The organism is Colwellia piezophila ATCC BAA-637, from assembly GCF_000378625.1.
Classification (GTDB): Bacteria; Pseudomonadota; Gammaproteobacteria; order Enterobacterales; family Alteromonadaceae; genus Colwellia; species Colwellia piezophila.
Map to the genome: position 1 here is coordinate 1 of NZ_KB905187.1, position 17,114 is coordinate 17,114.

Sequence of the window (17,114 nt, forward strand, 5' to 3'; positions counted from 1 at the left end):
AAGCTTTCTAAGATTGTACCCTTTTTGTTTAGCGACAATAGCGCTGTGGCCCCACCTGATCCCTTTCCGAACTCAGAAGTGAAACGCAGTTGCGCCGATGGTAGTGTGGGAGTTCCCATGTGAGAGTAGGACATTGCTAGACTTCTAATTAAAGAAACCCGTAGCTTACGCTACGGGTTTTTTGCTTTCTGGGATTTGGAAAACGCAGTTGCGCCGATGGTAGTGTGACTGATATTAGACATGCCCATGTGAGAGTAGGACATTGCTAGACTTCTATTAAGAGAAGCCCGTTACGAAAGTAACGGGCTTTTTGCTGTTTGGGATTTGAGAATAAGCGCGAATAAATTCCCGCCTACGGTATGAGACCTGTGTAGGCGGGATTTCAATCGCGCAAGATAATAGCGGAGGAGGTGAGAGCGTGTGGGTGTTTTTCCCTTTATGTGAGACTAGGACATTCACCACTTCACTCTCTAATAAATGACAATAAGCCCGATTCGAAAGAGTTGGGCTTTTTGCTGTTTGGTATTTTGAAAATAAGCGCGAATAAATTCCCGCCTTCGCTATGAGACCTGTGTAGGCGGGATTTCAATCGCGCAAGGTAATAGCGGTGGAAGTGTGAGCGTGTGGGTGTTTTTCTCTTTATGTGAGAGTAGGACATCTTCCACTTCACTCTCTCATAAATGACAAGAAGCCCGATTCGAAAGAGTCGGGCTTCTTGCTGTTTGGGATTTGGGGGATTTGTAATAAACGCGAATAAATTCTCGCCTACGGTATGAGACCTGTGTAGGCGGGATTTCAATCGCGCAAGATAATAGCGGAGGAGGTGATAGAGTGTGGGTGTTTTTCCCTTTATGTGAGACTAGACATTCTCCACTTCACTCTCTAATAAATGACAAGAAGCCCGATTCGAAAGAGTCGGGCTTCTTGCTGTTTGGGATTTGGGGGGATTTGTAATAAGCTCGAATAAATTCCCGCCTACCAATTGTGATTCCACCTGATCACTTTCACCTGCTTTTCGAAAATATTATTTAATGCTGTCACACCACCTGATCCCGTTCACGTCAACGCAGTTTCGTCGCTAGTCGTGAAGTTATGTTGCTGGTAAGTATATGAGAGTATTACTTTACAAAGTTCTAGTAAGATAAAACCTATTTATAAACCTCTTACTTTCTGCTGTATTGAATTTAAACAAGTCATCGTCCCAATGATGGATATACAGGAGAGCATTTTTAAGGAATAAAAAAGACAGGTCTCAACTTAGCCAGTTTGTGATTTAAAAGGTTTATCTAATTTAATGCAGAACGAGTAGAAAGCAGTTATATTGCTGACAATTTCTCGTGGGTTTGTTACCTATGCTAGAGACGTGCCTTGGTATTAAACTCTCCTGCAGAGTTTATTCATCCTGGACTGTATAATCAGGTTTATTTAATTTAGCGAAATGTTAATAGAAAGTAAGGTTGGAATATTTTATTTTTAGCAATGTGCTTTATTGTTCCCTGTCATTCATTTATGAAGCTTGTAAATTTAATGGAAGGTTGGAGTATCTCAAACGGGTTTGACCGCTAATTATGTTGTATAGGCGCTAATAAATCGAACAGAGAATTAACAGTCTTTTAATGGCTATCTCGTATGGAATTATAAATAGTTCGCACAAATATAGTGCGTGTATTGCCCTTATATCTTGCAAAAAAAGCCAGGTTAAGTATACTTGCGCAAACTTTTTAGCGTTAAAGTTTTTACTTTAAAAAACTATAGAACATACGACTTAATTCGTATATTTATAAAAAAGAACACTATGAATAATACATTAACAGCCGTTGGGCAAAAGTTTGCTCGGCAACAGATTGTTTTCATGGTGGCGGTAGTATTGTTTCTTACGCTAGTCATTTATTTTATTTGGGGATGGGCAATTGCTAAATCAGCAGTGATTGGTGGTTTTATTGCAATTATCCCAAATATGTTATTCGCCTATAAAGCATTTAAATATGCTGGGGCGCAGTCCTCTAGAAAAGTGGTTGATTCCTTTTTTAGTGGCGTGAAATTGAAAGTGGCCTTGATGGCTTTATTACTAGCACTCGCCTTCAAATTTATAGTGTTGGTGCCGATGCCATTTTTTGCAATGTTTAGCTTAGTATTGTTTATGCCCGCGGTAACGCCGCACCTATTTAAACACTAAGTCGTAATTGCTCATAAACAGAATTTACAAAATTTTAATTTAAACTTTAATCATTAGGAACATTAATATGTCTGCAGCTGCTGCTACTGAAGCAACACTAACCAGCCAAGAATATATTAAACATCATTTAACTAATTTAACGGTAGGTGAAGGCTTTTGGAGCTGGAATTTAGATTCGTTGGGTTGGTCGGTGTTTTTAGGCTTGGTATTTCTTACTATTTTCCGTAGTGTTGCTAAAAAAGCAACGCCGGGCGTACCAGGTAAACTGCAATGTGCAGTTGAAATGGTGGTAGAATTTGTAGACGATAGTGTTAAAGGCACTTTTCATGGCAAAAATGACTTAATAGCTCCTTTAGCTTTGACTATATTTGTCTGGATTTTGTTGATGAATGCCATGGACTGGGTGCCAGTAGATTTAATACCTTGGATAATTAGTTTAGTTACTGGTATGGATATGGCTGATATTTACATGAAGCCAGTACCAACAGCTGACCTTAGTACTACCTTTGCCTTAGCGGGTGGCGTATTTTTCCTTATTGTTTACTACTCAATTAAAGTAAAAGGTTTTGGCGGCTTTATGAAGGAGCTTTACACGCAGCCTTTTGGTCATTGGTCTTTGTATCCAATCAACTTTATACTTGAAGTGGTGACTCTACTTGCTCGTCCATTATCATTAGCATTACGTTTATTTGGTAACTTGTATGCGGGTGAGTTGATCTTCTTACTAATTGCGACACTTGGTTTATACCAATTGCCACTACATTTTATATGGGCAGTATTCCACTTGTTGGTAATCCCATTACAGGCGTTTATCTTTATGATGCTAACTATTGTATACCTTAGTTTAGCGCACGAAGATCACTAGTATTGTAGCGGGGCTTCGGTCAATAACGGACAGGGCCCCCTATATAGAACAAATTTTTAAAACTTTAACTTTAAACAATCGGAGATAAAAATGGAAAACATTGGCTTAATGTATATTGCTGCAGCACTACTTATCGGCTTTGGCGCTTTAGGTACTGCAATCGGTTTTGGTTTGTTAGGTGGTAAATTCTTAGAATCTGCTGCTCGTCAACCTGAATTAGCACCACAACTACAAGTTAAAATGTTCATCGTAGCAGGTCTTATCGATGCTATCGCGATGATCGGTGTAGCAATGGGCTTATACATTTTATTCGTTAAAATCGGTTAATTTAGCCACTTTATTTTTTAAACGAATAATTGATTAGGAGGTACACAAATGAATATTAATGCCACTATTATTGGCCAGTTAATTGCGTTTGTCGTATTTGTAATTTTCTGTATGAAGTTTGTATGGCCGCCAATTATGGCTGCTATCGAAGCTCGTCAAGCAACTATTGCTGATGGACTTGCTGCTTCAGACCGTGCTGCTAAAGATCTTGAGCTTGCTCAAGAGAAAGCAACAGCTCAATTAAAAGAAGCTAAAGTTCAAGCTGCATCAATTGTTGATGCTGCTAAAAAACTTGAAGCTAAAATTATTGAAGAAACTGCTGGCAAAGCACAAGTTGAGAAAGAAAAAATCTTAACTTCAGGTCTTGCAGAGATAGAGACTGAACGTAACCGAGCTAAAGAAGAATTACGTGCACAAGTTGCCGTTCTTGCTATAGCCGCTGCCGAGAAAATTCTTGAACGTTCAATTGATGCCGCTGCACATAGCGACATCTTAGATAAACTCGTTGCGGAACTTTAAGAGGAAAGAGCTATGTCTGATTTGACAACTGTCGCTCGTCCTTATGCTAAAGCAGCGTTCGAATTTGCTGTTGAAGCTAAAGCAATTGATAGCTGGTTAACCCAGTTAACATTTGCTGCTGAAGTCGCTAAAGATGAAACCATTAAAGGTTTTCTATCAGGTGGTACTTCAGTAGAGCAAGTACAAACATTATTTTTGAATGTTTGTGGTGAACAAGTAGACAGTAAAGGTCAAAACTTTTTAAAAGTTATGGCTGAAAACGAACGTTTGTTGGTGCTACCTCAGGTTCTTGAACAATTTATAGCGTTAAAAGCTGATTTTGACCAAGAAATCGCTGTGGATGTAACTTCTGCAGTTGAAGTAACCGCAGAGCAAAAAACAAAATTAAGCGCCGCGCTTGAAAAGCGTTTGGCACGTAAAGTAAAGCTTAATTGTACTGTTGATGCAAGTATCGTATCTGGCTTAATTATACAAGCTGGTGACATGGTAATAGATGGCTCTATTAAAGGTAAGCTGAGCCGTTTAGCAACATCATTACAATCTTAGATAAGGAAACAGAGCATGCAACTGAATTCCACTGAAATCGCTGAACTGATCAAGAATAGAATTGATCAGTTTGCCGTTGTCAGCGAAGCTCGTAACGAAGGTACTATCGTTTCTGTAACAGATGGTATTATTCGTATTAATGGCCTTGCCGATGTAATGCAAGGTGAAATGATCGAACTTCCTGGTAACCGTTTCGCTATCGCGTTAAACCTAGAACGTGATTCTGTAGGTGCGGTAGTAATGGGCCCATACGCTGATTTAGCGGAAGGCCAAAAAGTTAAAGGTACTGGTCGTATTTTAGAAGTACCAGTAGGTCGTGGTCTATTAGGCCGCGTAGTAAACACTCTTGGTGAGCCAATTGATGGCAAAGGCCCAATTGAAAATGACGGTTTCTCTCCAATAGAAGTTGTTGCACCAGGTGTTATCGAACGTAAATCAGTAGACCAACCAGTTCAAACTGGTATCAAGTCTATTGATGCTATGATTCCGATTGGTCGTGGTCAACGTGAATTAATCATTGGTGACCGTCAAATCGGTAAATCAGCGATTGCAATTGACGCTATCATCAACCAAAAAAATACTGGTATTAAGTGTATCTACGTTGCTATCGGCCAGAAAGCTTCTACTGTAGCGAACCTTGTTCGTAACTTGGAAGAGCATGGCGCGTTATCAAACACTATCATAGTTGTTGCTTCAGCTTCTGAAGCTGCAGCATTACAATACCTAGCACCATACGCTGGTTGTTCTATGGGTGAATACTTCCGTGATCGCGGCGAAGATGCACTAATCGTATATGATGATTTGTCTAAGCAAGCAGTTGCTTACCGTCAAATTTCATTACTTTTACGTCGTCCGCCAGGTCGTGAAGCCTACCCAGGTGACGTTTTCTATCTTCATAGTAGATTATTAGAACGTGCTGCTCGTGTAAACGAAGCTTACGTTGAAAAATTCACTAATGGTGAAGTTAAAGGTAAAACAGGTTCATTAACTGCATTACCAATTATTGAAACGCAAGCGGGTGATGTATCTGCTTTCGTACCAACTAACGTAATCTCAATTACCGATGGTCAGATCTTCTTAGAATCTAGCCTATTTAACGCGGGTATTCGCCCAGCTGTTAACGCCGGTATTTCAGTATCGCGTGTTGGTGGTGCTGCACAAACGAAGATCATCAAGAAACTTGGTGGCGGTATTCGTTTAGCACTTGCTCAATATGCTGAATTAGCAGCATTTGCTCAATTTGCCTCAGATTTAGATGATGCGACTCGCGCTCAATTAGAGCACGGTCAACGCGTTACTGAATTGATGAAGCAAAAGCAATACAGCCCATTGTCAGTTGCTGAAACAGCAGTGTCATTATTTGCCGCAGAAAAAGGCTATTTAACTGACGTTGCAATCAACAAAATTGTTGATTGTGAAGCAGCGCTACATGCTTATGTAAATACTGAGCATGCTGAGTTGATGGCTACTATCAATGAAAGCGGTGACTACAATAAAGATATTGAAGCTAGTTTGAATAAAGCACTTGAGTTATTCAAGTCTACGCAAACTTGGTAATCGAGTCTTTAATTAAGTAACGTTTTCGGAGAAGAGTCATGGCCGTTGGTAAAGAAATAAAAACCAAGATTGCGAGTGTTAAAGGCACTCAAAAGATCACAAACGCTATGGAAATGGTTGCCGCGAGTAAAATGCGTAAAGCGCAGGAATGCATGGCAGCCTCTCGTCCATATGCGACAAATATACGGAATGTGATTGGTCATATCGCGCTTGGTAACTTAGAATATCGTCATCCTTATATGGAAGAACGTGAAGCTAAGCGTGTTGGCTACATTGTCGTCTCAAGTGACCGTGGTTTGTGTGGTGGCTTAAATATTAATTTATTTAAGAAAGTACTTGCTGATGCTGCTGAAAAGCAAACATCAGGTGCTGAAGTTGAATTTTGTGTAATTGGCTCAAAAGCCACGTCATTTTTCAACAATATGGGCGCTAAAGTAACTGCACAAATATCGGGCTTAGGTGATTCCCCTTCACTCACTGACTTAGTTGGTAGTGTAGCGGTAATGCTTAAAGCTTATGATAACGGTGAAATTGATAGGCTATTCGTAGTGTATAACAAATTTGTTAACACTATGACGCAAGAGCCGACAATTGATCAATTGTTACCTCTACCTAAATCAGATGACAAAGAAATTAGTCATCGTTGGGATTATATTTACGAACCTGACGCTAACGTATTGTTAGATCAATTATTAGTTCGTTATATTGAATCTCAAGTATATCAAGGTGTTGTTGAAAATATTGCTTGTGAACAAGCATCTCGTATGGTTTCAATGAAAGCCGCAACGGATAATGCGGGTGATTTAATCGACGATCTTCAATTGATATATAACAAAGCGCGTCAAGCAGCGATTACTCAAGAATTGGGTGAGATTGTTGCTGGTGCGGCTGCGGTAGGGTAAGCAGAATAGTTCGGTAACGAAGTAATCTGTTAACAATTTTCGTAATTTAAAGAAAAGTTAGCTAGGTCAAGCTTAGCTAACTTAAATTAAGAGGAATAAACATGAGTACAGGTAAAGTCGTCCAAATTATTGGCGCAGTTGTGGATGTTGAATTTCCACAAGATGCCGTACCAAAGATATATGACGCAGTAAAAGTAACCGAAGGTAACCTTGAAGGTTTAGTACTTGAAGTACAACAGCAGCTTGGTGGCGGCGTTGTACGTACTATCGCAATGGGTTCCTCAGATGGTTTGTGTCGTGGTCTGAATGTAGTAAATACAGGTGAATCAATTCAAGTACCTGTTGGTGTTGAGACGTTAGGTCGCATCATGAACGTACTAGGTGAGCCTATTGATGAAGCTGGTCCAATTGGCGAAAAAGCCCGTTGGTCTATTCACCGTGAAGCGCCAGCTTACGCTGAACAAGCGATGTCAAATGAATTGCTAGAAACTGGTATCAAAGTAATCGATTTAATTTGTCCATTCGCTAAGGGTGGTAAAGTTGGTCTTTTCGGTGGTGCTGGTGTTGGTAAAACAGTAAACATGATGGAACTTATCCGTAACATCGCGATCGAGCACAGTGGTTACTCAGTATTTGCTGGTGTTGGTGAGCGTACACGTGAAGGTAACGATTTCTATCACGAAATGAACGATTCTAACGTACTTGATAAAGTATCGTTGGTTTACGGTCAAATGAACGAGCCTCCAGGAAACCGTTTACGTGTTGCCTTTACTGGTTTAACTATGGCTGAAAAATTCCGTGACGAAGGTCGTGACGTATTATTCTTCGTAGATAACATTTACCGTTATACACTTGCGGGTACTGAAGTATCAGCACTACTTGGTCGTATGCCGTCAGCGGTTGGTTATCAACCAACGCTTGCTGAAGAAATGGGTGTATTACAAGAGCGCATCACTTCAACGCATAAAGGTTCAATCACTTCAATCCAAGCGGTATACGTACCTGCGGATGATTTAACTGACCCTAGCCCGGCAACTACCTTTGCTCACTTAGATGCAACTGTTGTACTAAGTCGTGATATTGCTTCACAAGGTATTTACCCAGCTATCGATCCACTTGACTCTACTTCGCGTCAATTAGATCCGTTAGTTGTTGGTACTGAACATTATGAGACTGCTCGTGGTGTACAAACAGTATTACAACGTTACAAAGAACTTAAAGATATCATCGCCATCTTAGGTATGGATGAGTTATCTGAAGAAGATAAGCAAACTGTATTCCGTGCACGTAAAATACAGCGTTACTTATCTCAGCCGTTCTTCGTTGCTGAAGTATTTACTGGTTCGCCAGGTAAATATGTACCATTAAAAGACACCATTGCTGGCTTTAAAGGCATTTTGGCAGGTGACTATGATGATATGCCTGAGCAAGCGTTCTACATGGTTGGTGGTATCGAAGAAGCTATCGAGAAAGCTGCTAAGATGTAATCAATTAGTAAGCACTTTCACTTAGTGTTAGTGCTTACAGTAATAGAGGTCGAGTCAAATGGCATTATTTACGGTACATCTTAATGTTGTTAGTGCAGAAGAAAGTTTATTTTCGGGTAGCATTAAATCATTACAGATCACAGGTAGTGAAGGTGAACTTGGTATTATGCCGGGTCACGCACCTTTATTAACCTCACTAAAACCAGGTATGGCATTAATCACTAAAGAAGATGGCACAGAAGAAGTTATTTATCTTTCAGGTGGTATGTTAGAAGTTCAACCAAATAACGTAATCGTGTTAGCCGATGTTGCTACACGTGCTGCGGACTTGGATGAGCAAGCTGCTCTTGATGCGAAAAAACGTGCAGAAGAAAATATTAACGCTAATGGTGTTGATGTTGACTATGCTGCTGTTTCTGCAGAATTAGCTCGTGCGGAAGCGCAATTGCGCGTTATCCAAGCGACTAGCAAGAAAGTTTCATAGTTAGTTACTTTAGCTAGTAACTAGTTATATACCTTTAGGTTTAGTGATTTCTGACTTTTACTTTTCTTTAAGATAGAGAAGAGCATAGAGTTAAGAACTGAACACAGATACTGATTTAAAAAGCCGCTTTACTATTGCAGTAAAGCGGCTTTTTTGTGTCTGTAATACTATGAGAGAATAGTATCAAAAGAAAAGATATTGAAACTATTAGGCGGTTGGTTCGTTAGCAGCATTAACTAATCGTCTACAACTACCGACATTAATTTTGGTAGTAAAATGGAGTGTTCAGTGGCAAAACGGTCGAAAGCAGACCACTGTTCGATAGCTAGGGTATACAGTAGATTATCACTCTCAAGCTCATTTATATTATCAAAGTACCATAAACCATTAATATAGAAGCTATAAAGAATAAAGTAATATAGTAATTGTTTATTAGGTTGGTAACTGGCTACTAACTTGCCATAGTCATTAATTACTTCAGCTATTTTACCGTCAGCAATATTGTTTATCGCAATAAACATGGCCAAATCGAATTCAACAGGCGCTAAATGCGCGCATTCAAAATCTATCAACCAAGTCCCCTGCTCAACATCCAAGAGAATATTGGTGAAATTAATATCTCCATGGCAAAGTACGCTTGGGCTCTTAGCACTCTCAATTGAACGGTTTATATGGCTAGACAGTGACTTGGTCACTTTATCTAAAAGACGGCGATGTTGTGCTAAAAAAGGGCTAGGATTAGTTAATAAGTACTTAACCGACTGAGTAGGGTCTAGCGGTGCAATTGCTTGCTTGAAAGCTGCAGTGGGCAACTGGTGTAACTTTGCCATAAGTACGAGTGCAGCGGAGGTTTTCAGCTCATTGTTAAGTTGGGATTCCGCTAGGGTAATACCGTTAATAAACTCGGTCACTAACCATCGTTGATCATGGTAAATAACGGACGGACTTAACGGTTGCTTTGTATCTTGCTCTGTACCTTTCCTAGTAAAAAAGAGGGCACAAGAAACCTCTGTATGGGCGGTTTCATCATTAAGCTTTTTAGCAAAAAACACCTGTGAGGCGGTGGTAACCTTGATAGCTGTTTGGCTCAAGCCATTAGCTAATAAACTAATGGCTTGAATCTCGGTAAAACAAGGCAGAGATTTCAGCGAATTAATAACCTCTATAGGAATAGACATATAACAAGGTTAGCCTTAGCTAGTGGTTGCGGGCTGTAGCTTGATTACAGAGTGCTTATAGAGCTTTAACCACTTGGTGTAACCATAACAAGCAACAATAACAAAGATAACAAATAACACAGTGGTCGGTACTAGATCTTTTTCAATATATAAATAGATAGAAACAAGATCAATGACAATCCAGTAAAGCCAGTTTTCTAAAACCTTATTGGCAACCAGGTAGGTAGCAAATACCGCGAAAACGGTAGTAAAGGTGTCTAAATAAGGAAAATGTGCAGTAGTATAATTATCCATAAGATAACCTAGAGCCACAGCTAGTAATGCTAAGCCAGTGCATATTTTAATATGCCAACTCAAATCCCAGCTTACTATGGTGAGTTCGGAATTATCAGTTTGATTGTTATTATTGTGCTTAGACCATTGCCAATAACCATAAACGGCCATTAATAAGTAATAGGCGTTTAAGGCGCTATCCATTAATAATAAAACATCATAAAAGATAACTGTGTATAGCGCTGTACTGATAAAAGCAGCAGGCCAACACCATAAAGAACCCTTAGCTGCCAATATTACATAAGCAAGTGAAAGCAGCATGGCAATTAGCTCAAGCCAAGGCATATTTTGGAAGTAGGTAATGACACTGCTATAAATTTCAGCCATTAACTTTCAGCTTCTACTTGTGAACGATCACCATTAATAAACTTACAAACAAAAACCGCGGCTCCGGTTGTTTGATGTACGTGCTTGATCTCTGCCATAACATGGCTAACAGCAAGGTCGTAATCGCCAAATACTTGCGTACTCATGCCGTTAGTAACTACTTGCAAGCCTTCGACCGATCTAAGTCTTTTAATAAAAGCCCAAATCTCTGTTTTATATTGTTCTTCTGCTAACGGGTATAAGCTTAGTTCGATAGAAATTTTCATAAGGTACCTTTATAAATGTATTAGGGGAAGAGATCTCTCCCCCTAATACAAGTCATGTTAATTAAAATTGATAATCTAAGCTAGCCCCAAAAACTAATGGCTCAGATAGCTGAGTATATTGCTTGGCGGTATAACCATCGCGAGGATCATTACCAAAATAAAAACCGCGGTTAGCATATTCTTTGTCGGTAAGGTTTCGGCCCCAAAGCTTCACTTGCCAATTATCTTGTATGTAAGCAATAGAAGCGTTAAGTAATGCTACGGATTCAGATTGCTCATCATGGCTATCGGAGAAATAGAAACTATCTTTACCGTCAACTGATAAGTTAATTAACCAGTTTTCAGTAGGTAGAATATTGATACCGACATTAAATTGATAATTTGGCGCATGAGCTTGTTCACGACCATCTAAAGATTCACCTTCAGCATTAATAAAATCATTAAATTCAGTTTCAAGTAAGCCGAATGAACCGTATACGTTAACAACGTTATTTAACTCCCAAGCCGCTTCAACTTCAACTCCGTAGTTCGTGCCTGTAGCAGCATTACCTAAATAGCTAATGAATTCAGAACTACCATCTTCACGTTCTATGGTTTTAGAGCTACTAACCTGTACATCTTCTCGGTCCATATAAAAAACAGAGCTGCGTACATAAGCACTATTATCGAGTAAAGAAACTTTATAACCCAATTCATAGTTCAGTAAATACTCAGGGTCAAATGTACGTAAATCCTCAGGCAAAGTACCGTCGGTATTATGGCCGCCAGCTTTATAGCCGCGATTAATGGAGGCGTACCACAAGCTATCTTGATTTTGTTGGTAACTAAGCACTAACTTACCGCCAACCATAGTATCGTCAATCCTGTCATTAAAAAGATCAGAATTGTTATAGTCAGCGCTGTAATTTTCAATACGTAAACCAGAAATTAATGACCAGCGCTCGCTCAACTGCGTATCTAATTGCCCATAAAACGCGACACTGGTACGCTCATTAGTCGAGGTGAAACCACCATCGGCATAAGTGTATTGGCGTAAAAGATCTTCGTCGTCTTGCTTGAAATAAGCACCCGCAACCCAAGCCGTACTGCCATTAAAAATTTCTTGGCCTTGCTTAGATATTGCACGTAACTCCGAAGTTAATACTGCTTTATCGCGGTAATAATGGTCGGTAGAACTGTACTCCCAGTAAGCATAATCAGGGTTTTCGATAATATCAGGGTCTGATATGCCAAGGTAGGCCCAATCTTCATCATAACCATAAGCTAGATCTGAATCGGAGCTACTAATAATGGCTAATACGGTGGCGCTGTCAAAACCCTGATAAGTAAATTTTGCCGAAAAGGCGGCGGTTTCTTGTTGGTCAAAACCAGGCTCATCAGAAAGGGTCTCTCGGGTGTTATCTAATGAATAGGCATCATAACCGTTATCGAAATCAAAATAGAAACCAGCAAGGTCAATAGTAAGGTCGTTACTCGCTTCAATGGCTAACTTGCCACGTATGCTTAATTCATCACGGTTGTTAGTATCATCGCGCTGCAAATGCACATTTTCCATATAACCATTACTGTTACTTTGATTAACAGCTAAGCGGTAATTTACTGAATCGCTGGCAGGTCCCGATAAGGCAACACCCATATCATAAGTATTATAATTGCCAACACCCAGTTGTACGGCACCTTCAAAGTCTTCAGTTGGCTCGTTGGTGGTGATATTGATCATACCGGCGATAGCATTAGCGCCAAAACGTGTGCCTTGTGGACCACGGTATACTTCCGCTTGTTTAACATCAAATAAAGAAGCAACACTGCCGATACCAGTAAAATCTATTTCATCGATAATCATACCTACTGATGGGTTAATCGGCTCTTTAAATTGACTACGCTCACCAATGCCACGGATTTGATAATAACGTGCTCGTTGTGAACCACTGGCAAAGTTAACATTAGGGCTAATCGCAATTAACTCTTCAAGATGTTTAGCATTACGCTGCTTAATGTCTATATCGGTTAGAACCGACATTGATACCGGAGCCTTTTGCAGACTTTGCTGACGAAAATCACTGGTAACTGTGATGGTTTCAACATTGTTTTTGTTATTCGTGTCATTACTCTCTTGCTCTTCAGCGAAGGCGGTAACGTTAAAGATACTGGCGGTGATAGCTAAACAAATAGCCGATTTGGGGAAAGTCATTAAAAATCTCATCAACAAAAATAAAAAAAGAGGCGTGTGCAATGAGGATGAATTTGAAGAATGTTATACCAATTACACGAATTTATTGCTCAACGTAAAGTTAATGCACTTGGTATTAATTTTATCTATAACCATCCCTATGCCAGAAAACTAATTAAGTTAATTTTCTGCCCAGGTTCAAAGAGTATATATCTCAGCGGCAAATCAATTGAAAAATCAAATGACAGCGCACCCCTTGGTTTCACGCTATTCTAACAAAAAATCACATACTAATCTTTTTATTAAGTCTCTTATTAGGGCAAACAGCAGCTAGTATCGAGAATAATGACTCCTTACGTCTCTGCCTTGTCTTAAGTCTTTTAAATTCCTAGTGAATGCTGCATTATGAAGTGGAGCGGATAGTTTGATGAATCCACATTGTGGAAGCTATCACATTTAATAAAAGTAGCGAGTGTTTATGTTTCCGAATTGGCAATTAGTGCTATTGAGTCTGGCTTATATTAGCTTGTTATTTTTAATTGCTTTCTTAGGTGATAAATACCGGCATCAGTTGGCGAAGAAAGGTCAGGGCATCATTTATGCACTCACGTTGGGGGTTTATTGTACCTCGTGGAGCTTTTTAGGCACCACCGGACAAGCGTCAACCAATTTACTGTCCCATGTCCCTATTTATTTAGGGCCTATTCTACTTTTTGTCTTTGCTTGGCCGTTTATCCAACGCATTATTAGGGTCAGTTTAAAACTGCATTTAACCTCTATTGCTGATTTGCTGGCTGCTCGCTTTGGTAAGTCACACAACCTAGCTATTATGGTCACCATAGTGGCACTCGTCGGTACTATGCCCTATATCGCGCTACAGCTAAAAGCGATGGTGTATTCATTTCAGCAACTACAAATAGATAAGAGTTTCACTAGTTGGCATATCGGCTTGGTGGTTAGTTTAGTGTTAGCGGTATTTACCGTGTTGTTTGGTATCAGACACATCGATGTTACTGAGCGTCACCCAGGGGTAATGTTGGCCATTGCCTTTGAGTCTTTAGTTAAGTTATTTGCCTTTTTAGCGGTGGGTATCTTCGTTTGTTTTGTGCTTTACGATTCACCAGCAGATATTTGGCAACAAGCCGATGCTAATGCTTTACTTGAGCAACAACTTACCGCAGATAGCGTAACCTCAATGGTGGCCATGCTAGTGATTGTGATGGCGGCATTTTTATCATTACCAAGACAGTTCCAAGTCATGGTTGTTGAGCTTAAAGACCAAAAAGATACCTGGCTTAGTCGCCGAGTCTTTCCACTGTACTTATTAGTTTTTGCTTTCTTTGCCGTTCCTATGGGGTTAGCGGGTCAAATGCTATTGGGTAATACCGTACCTTCTGACACCTACGTACTATTTTTACCTGACGTAACTAATCAAACTTGGCTAACCCTGTTTGCTTTTTTAGGCGCTATTTCTGCGGCAAGTTCCATGGTGATAATCTCAGCCATTGCCTTAAGTACCATGCTCAGTAATGAAATTGTTTTTCCACTGCTTTATCGTCGACAAAAAGTAGCACAAACAGACTATGATAACTTTCGCAGACGTTTGTTAAATATTCGCAAGCTGCTCGCCTTGTTCGTTATCATGTTGGGTTATGGGGTTTTCATCATGGCCTCGCCGGATACACTGTCTTCATTAGGGGAAGTGGCGTTTGGTGCTTTTGCCCAATTAACACCCGCGCTTATCGCAGCGTTTTATTGGCGTCGTGCTAGCTTAGTCGGAGTCTATGCCGGTATATTGGTCGGCTTTATTTTGTGGCTTACCCTGAACTTTTTACCACAATTTGGTTTATATGCTTCGCCTTTTGCTGAAGGCTTCTTACCGGTTAAAACTACCGCTACTTTATTTAGCTTAGGCGCTAACATTTTTGTTATGTGGGCATTGTCACAAATCAGCAGGCAAAGCGTACAAGAGCGAGTACAAGCCTCGTTGTTTCTCGAGTGGCAGTCACCAAAACTACTTACCGTCGAGAAAAAACGTCAACTAGATGTCAGGGACTTAGAATTGTTATCATCTCGATTTGTTGGTCTAGACAAAGCGCGAGATAGCTTCAAAAGTTTTTTATCGGCTAATGATAAAAAGCTATTGGGCAATGCCGGTTATAACCAACAACTATTGCAGCACACTGAAAATACGCTAGCAACCGTGATGGGCTCTTCTTCTGCTCGTTTAGTGTTGAGCTCAGCACTTGAAGGGCGTGATTTTGATTTGGATGAACTGGCGGTGTTAGTGGAAGAAGCCTCGAGTCAAAAGCAGCAGTTTTCGCAAGATTTACTGCAAAGTGCTATTGAAAATGCTAGCGAAGGTATTTCCATTGTTGATGATCAGTTACGTTTAGTGGCTTGGAATAAAAAATATTTAGATTTATTCGAGTACCCTTCCGACTTGGTTTATATCGGCAGTCCAATTTCTGGGCTGATTCGCCATAACGTGCAACGAGGTTTGTGTGGTACTGGCGATATAGAGTCGCAGGTGAATCGTCGCTTGGATTTCTTGCGTAAAGGCAGCCCACATAGTTCAGAACGCCAACAAGCTAGTGGCCAAACTATTCGCATTGAAGGTAATCCGTTACCTGGTGGTGGCTTTGTTATGTTATTTTCCGACATCACCGCTTATCGGCAAGCTGAGCAAGTTCTCAAAGAGGCCAATCTAGATCTTGAAACTCGGGTTTATGAGCGGACACTAACCCTAGCTAAAACTAATGAAGCGCTAGCGAAAGCACACGAAAAAGCAGAACAAGCGCATTTGAAAAAAAGTCAGTACCTAAAGGCGTGTAGCCATGACTTAATGCAGCCCCTTGAAGCGGCGAGGTTATTTACTTCGGCGCTATCTGAGCAAAGTAACTTAACCAAGGACCAGCAAAGGCAAGTTGAGAATATCGACCGTTCTTTAAAAGCAGCCAATGACTTACTAGCGGATTTAGCTGACATTGCCCGTTTAGAAAGTGGCAATATCAAAGCCAATATTCAGGTATTTGCTCTCAATGATTTATTCGAAGACTTAGCGCAAGAGTTTGCCGCCCTGGCTATTGAGCAATCGGTTGAATTTCGCCTTGTTGCAAGTAAAGTCTGGGTTAAATCTGATAGACACCTACTCAGGCGTATCATCCAAAATCTTGTCGGTAATGCCTTTAGGTATGCCAGTCCGGGCAAGGTATTATTGGGCGCGCGAGTTTTTAACCAGCAAGTTATTATCCAAATTCTAGATAATGGTCCTGGTATTCCAGTGGAAAAGCAGGCGTTGGTGTTCGAGCAGTTTACCCAACTTAATACCGCGAATAATCATGCCGGAAGAGGCTTGGGTTTAGGGCTAAATATCACTCAGAGCCTAGCGCAGTTATTAGGGCACACTTTAAGTTTACAATCGAAAACCATGCAAGGATGTAAATTCTCTGTGCAAGTAGAACAAGCCGAAGCTGTTATCCAAAGTAGGAGTGTTGCCAATCCTGGTTTTAATGTTGCTCTGAAAGATATCACCGTTTTATGCATAGATAACGATCCTGACGTGCTTAGCGGCATGGTTGAGCTACTGTCAGCATGGCAATGTAATATTTTAGCGGCAGACTCCAGAGAAACAGCGCTTGAAGAATTTGCTAATCACAGTAACGAAATCGATATCTTATTAGTGGATTACCAGCTGGGTTACCGAACAGATAGCCAAATAGAGGATCCACAAGGTAAACAAGTAGATGGTTTAACCTTAATCAAAGATATACGTAGCCAGTGTCATCATTCATTACCCGCTATCTTAATCACCGCGACCACCGAAGCGGATATAGAAGAAAAAGCCAAAAGTTACGATGTTGGTTATATGCGTAAATTGGTAAAACCAGCCGCGTTACGAGCAATGATGAGTGCTATGCTCGCCAAAAAACTCCAAGCCGATTATGTCGGTTATAGCTAGATAAAGCTAAGTTTTA

14 protein-coding genes and 1 rRNA gene are annotated in these 17,114 nt (G+C 40.3%); 11 read left to right on the top strand and 4 right to left on the bottom strand.

The genetic code is table 11. The annotated features are described in order from the left end of the window. Positions 1 to 27: 27 nt before the first annotated feature. The 10 genes from rrf (at position 28) to F580_RS0123235 (ending at position 8,863) form a co-directional block, all read left to right on the top strand. Positions 28 to 142: ribosomal RNA gene (gene rrf, locus F580_RS0123190) — 5S ribosomal RNA — on the top strand. A gap of 1,653 nt (positions 143 to 1,795) precedes the next feature. Continuing rightward, the gene (locus F580_RS0123195) at positions 1,796 to 2,176 is read left to right on the top strand and encodes an ATP synthase subunit I (RefSeq protein WP_019030151.1); all 381 of its coding nucleotides are present in this window, start codon (positions 1,796 to 1,798) and stop codon (positions 2,174 to 2,176) included. Positions 2,177 to 2,243: 67 nt separating this feature from the next. Beyond that, a complete protein-coding gene (gene atpB / locus F580_RS0123200; protein ID WP_019030152.1) occupies positions 2,244 to 3,041 on the top strand; it encodes a F0F1 ATP synthase subunit A in 798 nt (265 codons plus the stop codon). A gap of 90 nt (positions 3,042 to 3,131) precedes the next feature. Then, positions 3,132 to 3,368 (top strand): F0F1 ATP synthase subunit C, encoded by a 237-nt coding sequence (gene atpE, locus F580_RS0123205; RefSeq protein WP_019030153.1) that lies wholly within the window; start codon positions 3,132 to 3,134, stop codon positions 3,366 to 3,368. Between the two features lie 48 nt (positions 3,369 to 3,416). Further along, positions 3,417 to 3,887 carry a F0F1 ATP synthase subunit B gene (atpF, locus tag F580_RS0123210; RefSeq protein WP_019030154.1) on the top strand — a complete coding sequence of 157 codons (471 nt, stop codon included), beginning with the start codon at positions 3,417 to 3,419 and terminating at the stop codon, positions 3,885 to 3,887. 12 nt (positions 3,888 to 3,899) lie between these two features. After that, on the top strand, positions 3,900 to 4,433 hold the full coding sequence (gene atpH, locus F580_RS0123215) for a F0F1 ATP synthase subunit delta (RefSeq protein ID WP_019030155.1): 534 nt from the start codon (positions 3,900 to 3,902) through the stop codon (positions 4,431 to 4,433). A 15-nt stretch (positions 4,434 to 4,448) separates the two neighbouring features. Continuing rightward, a complete protein-coding gene (gene atpA, locus F580_RS0123220) occupies positions 4,449 to 5,990 on the top strand; it encodes a F0F1 ATP synthase subunit alpha (RefSeq protein WP_019030156.1) in 1,542 nt (513 codons plus the stop codon). A 38-nt stretch (positions 5,991 to 6,028) separates the two neighbouring features. Next, positions 6,029 to 6,892: a F0F1 ATP synthase subunit gamma gene (gene atpG / locus F580_RS0123225; RefSeq protein ID WP_019030157.1), complete on the top strand. Its 864-nt coding sequence runs from the start codon at positions 6,029 to 6,031 to the stop codon at positions 6,890 to 6,892. Between the two features lie 101 nt (positions 6,893 to 6,993). Further along, positions 6,994 to 8,379 (top strand): F0F1 ATP synthase subunit beta, encoded by a 1,386-nt coding sequence (atpD, locus tag F580_RS0123230; protein WP_019030158.1) that lies wholly within the window; start codon positions 6,994 to 6,996, stop codon positions 8,377 to 8,379. 58 nt (positions 8,380 to 8,437) lie between these two features. Beyond that, positions 8,438 to 8,863, top strand: a complete 426-nt coding sequence (locus tag F580_RS0123235) for a F0F1 ATP synthase subunit epsilon (protein WP_019030159.1) — start codon at positions 8,438 to 8,440, stop codon at positions 8,861 to 8,863. 236 nt (positions 8,864 to 9,099) lie between these two features. On the opposite strand, the gene F580_RS0123240 is transcribed toward F580_RS0123235, so the two are convergent. The 4 genes from F580_RS0123240 to F580_RS0123255 form a co-directional block, all read right to left on the bottom strand. Further along, positions 9,100 to 10,041 (bottom strand): phosphotransferase, encoded by a 942-nt coding sequence (locus tag F580_RS0123240; RefSeq protein ID WP_019030160.1) that lies wholly within the window; start codon positions 10,039 to 10,041, stop codon positions 9,100 to 9,102. A gap of 15 nt (positions 10,042 to 10,056) precedes the next feature. Next, positions 10,057 to 10,701 carry a nicotinamide riboside transporter PnuC gene (gene pnuC, locus F580_RS0123245; RefSeq protein ID WP_019030161.1) on the bottom strand — a complete coding sequence of 215 codons (645 nt, stop codon included), beginning with the start codon at positions 10,699 to 10,701 and terminating at the stop codon, positions 10,057 to 10,059. Then, positions 10,701 to 10,967: a hypothetical protein gene (locus F580_RS0123250; protein ID WP_019030162.1), complete on the bottom strand. Its 267-nt coding sequence runs from the start codon at positions 10,965 to 10,967 to the stop codon at positions 10,701 to 10,703. Before F580_RS0123250 ends, pnuC begins: the two co-directional genes overlap by 1 nt. Positions 10,968 to 11,028: 61 nt before the next feature. After that, positions 11,029 to 13,158, bottom strand: a complete 2,130-nt coding sequence (locus F580_RS0123255; protein ID WP_019030163.1) for a TonB-dependent receptor — start codon at positions 13,156 to 13,158, stop codon at positions 11,029 to 11,031. Positions 13,159 to 13,615: 457 nt separating this feature from the next. Here F580_RS0123255 and F580_RS0123265 point away from each other — a divergent pair, with 457 nt between their 5' ends. Beyond that, complete coding sequence (locus tag F580_RS0123265; RefSeq protein WP_019030165.1) at positions 13,616 to 17,098, top strand: hybrid sensor histidine kinase/response regulator; 3,483 nt, start codon at positions 13,616 to 13,618, stop codon at positions 17,096 to 17,098. The last annotated feature ends 16 nt before the right edge of the window (positions 17,099 to 17,114 follow it).